Below are 2,754 nucleotides of genomic sequence, written 5' to 3'. Positions count from 1 at the left end.
GCTGGGGTTGTGTGCGGGAGCGGGCATCCGGCGTCCGGGCGCCTGGGGGAGGGTGGCACCCGGGAGCGTGCGGACGCAGACAAGGGGCATGAGGAAGAGCCCGAACCATGATCCGCACCCCCTGGTCCAGGTCGAGCACTACGAGCGCTACGTGGGCGCGGAGGTGGTGGAGCGCATCCTGGAGAAGGCCCGGCCGCTGCAGGATCTGCGGGTCGCGCACGTGAACTCCACGTACTACGGCGGCGGGGTGGCGGAGCTCTTGTCACCGCTGACGCTGTTGATGAACAGCGTGGGCATGGTCATGGAGTGGCGCGCCATCCAGGGCCCGCCGGACTTCTTCAACATCACGAAGAAGATGCACAACGCGTTGCAGGGCGCGGACATCCACCTGACGCCGATGAAGGCGAACATCTACGAGGAGGTCGTCTACGAGAACGCGGTGCGCAACCGGTTGGACCACGACCGGGTGATCATCCATGATCCGCAGCCGCTGCCCATCGTGCGGCACAGCCGCAAGCGCGGGCCGTGGATCTGGCGCTGCCACGTGGACCTGTCGCGCCCCAACCCCGCGCTGTGGGCGTACCTGAAGCCCTTCGTGGAGCAGTACGACGCGACGGTGATGAGCATTCCGGAGTACGCGCGCGAGTTGGGCGTGCCGCAGCTGTTCTTCATGCCGGCCATCGACCCGTTCTCCATCAAGAACCGGGAGATGAACGACGCGGAGATGGACGAGCGGCTGGCGCACCACCGCATCCCCACGGACCTGCCGCTGGTGGTGCAGGTCTCGCGCTTCGACCGGTGGAAGGACCCGGAGGGCGTGGTGTCCGCGTGGCGACTGGCGCGCAAGCAGACGCCGTGCACGCTGGTGCTCCTGGGCAACATGGCCGCGGACGACCCGGAGGGGCAGGAGGTGTACTCGGAGGTGATGCGGCACCGCGACGAGCGGCTCATCATCCTGAGCCGCGAGGACACGGCGTTGGTGAACGCGCTCCAGCGCCGCGCGGCCGTGGTGGTGCAGAAGTCGCTGCGCGAGGGCTTCGGGCTCACCGTGGCGGAGGCGATGTGGAAGGGCACGCCCGTCATCGGTGGCGACGTGGGCGGCATCCGCCATCAGATTGAGGACGGGCACAACGGCTTCCTGGTGGACTCGGTGGAGCAGTGCGCCGAGCGCATGGCGCAACTGGTTCGGAGTCCGAAGCTGCGCCACCAGATGGGACAGCACGCGCACGAAACGGTGCGCCGCCGCTTCCTGCTCACCCGCTACCTGGAGCAGTACCTGGACCTCTTCAACGCCTTCGAGACCCGCTATCACCTGCGCCCGCTGCCACACCTGACGACGTGAGGACCGGCGTCGTTCGTCCCTGGTGGACCCCGCTTCCCTAGAGCGAGTCGAGGAACGTGAGCAGCGCCGCGCGTTCCCTGGCGGACATGCGCCGCACGGCTTCGCGTGAGGCGGTGGCTTCGCCGCCGTGCCAGAGGATGGCTTCCAGCACGGAGCGGGCCCGGCCGTCGTGGAGCAGGTGCGTGTGACCGTTCACGGTGGCGGTGAGGCCCAGGCCCCAGAGGGGTGGGGTGCGCCACTCGGTGCCGGTGGCCTGGAAGTCGTCGCGTCCGTCCGCGAGCGCTTCGCCCAGGTCATGAAGCAGCAGGTCCGTGTACGGCCAGATGCGCTGGTGCGACAGCTCCGGGAAGCCGGGCAGCTCGCCGGTGACGGTGGTGGGGCGGTGGCAGCCCGCGCAGCCCGCGCGCAGGAAGGCGGCCTTGCCCGTGCGCACGTCCTCGCGTTCCGCGCCCCGGCGCGCGGGCACGGCGATGAGGTGCGAGTAGTCGGAGAGGGTGGCGAGGTTCGTGGCGTCCACCTCGGGCTCGCCGCCGGTGGCGCCCTCCAGGCAGCGCGTCTGCGCGGAGGTGCACGCGGACTGGGGGAACAGCGGCGAGGTGAGGCCCATGTCTCCCAGCAGCGCGCCCGCCGCCTGATGCTCCAGGTCGGGCTGGTTGGCCTTCCAGCCGAAGCGGCCCAGCACCTCACGGCCCTGCTTCACGCTCCACACGCGGTTGGGGCGGCCCCGGATGCCGTCGCCGTCACGGTCGTCGGGGTCCGCCCACGCGAGCAGGGTCGCGTCCGGAATGGCCGCGAGCAGGCCCAGGCCGACCATGGGTTGGGCGATGCGCGGGGACATGCGCACGTCGGGGGCGAGCGGCCCGTAGCCCAGGTCGACCAGTGTGTAGCGTGGGGACTGGAGGCTCACGGAGCTGGCTTCCGTGAGCGTGAGCGCGGGCAGGGATTCGTAGGTGACCTGCACCTGTCCCTCGGCGGGGAGGTCGGCGATGGCGCGGGGCTGGAACTGGTCGCCGTAGGTGGGCTCGGGGAGAGGGGCACCGTGGGAATCGGCGCCGGGCACGGAGAGGCGGATCAGCAGGGGCGCGGGGGCGCGCGCACTTCCCACGACGGGAGCGCCCCGGCCGTTGCCGACGTGGCAGGCGAGGCAGGAGGTGGCGTGGAAGAGCGGGCCCAGGCCATCGCGGTCGCGCTGGCTGCTCGGTGCGGGAACCCAGTCCACCTCGAAGTTGGCTTCGCCCAGGAGGAAGCGCGACTTGCGCTCCACCGTGATGTTCGCGACGGATTGCAGGAAGGCTTCGGGGTCGGTGCGCAACACCGTGGTGGCTCCGCCCATCAGCGCTTCGTCCGGTTCGAGGGGCGCGACTTCCAACGGCACTTCGTCCGGCGTCTCGATGGGGGGCTCGTCCGGAGGC

General features: G+C 70.5%; 2 protein-coding genes. One reads left to right on the top strand and one right to left on the bottom strand.

Annotated elements, in window-relative coordinates; translation table 11 throughout:
• The first annotated feature begins 88 nt into the window (after positions 1–88).
• Positions 89–1,342: a glycosyltransferase gene (locus D7Y13_RS40515; RefSeq protein ID WP_120585966.1), complete on the top strand. Its 1,254-nt coding sequence runs from the start codon at positions 89–91 to the stop codon at positions 1,340–1,342.
• A gap of 37 nt (positions 1,343–1,379) precedes the next feature.
• Here D7Y13_RS40515 and D7Y13_RS40510 read toward each other — a convergent pair.
• Positions 1,380–2,754, bottom strand: a 1,375-nt coding sequence (locus D7Y13_RS40510; protein ID WP_199732984.1) for a di-heme oxidoreductase family protein, incomplete at its 5' end; no start/stop codon positions are given.

The sequence above is a fragment of the Corallococcus praedator genome (assembly GCF_003612125.1).
GTDB classification, from domain to species: domain Bacteria; phylum Myxococcota; class Myxococcia; order Myxococcales; family Myxococcaceae; genus Corallococcus; species Corallococcus praedator.
Note: the sequence above shows the minus strand (reverse complement) of the source record. Positions and strands in the feature narration are given on the sequence as shown.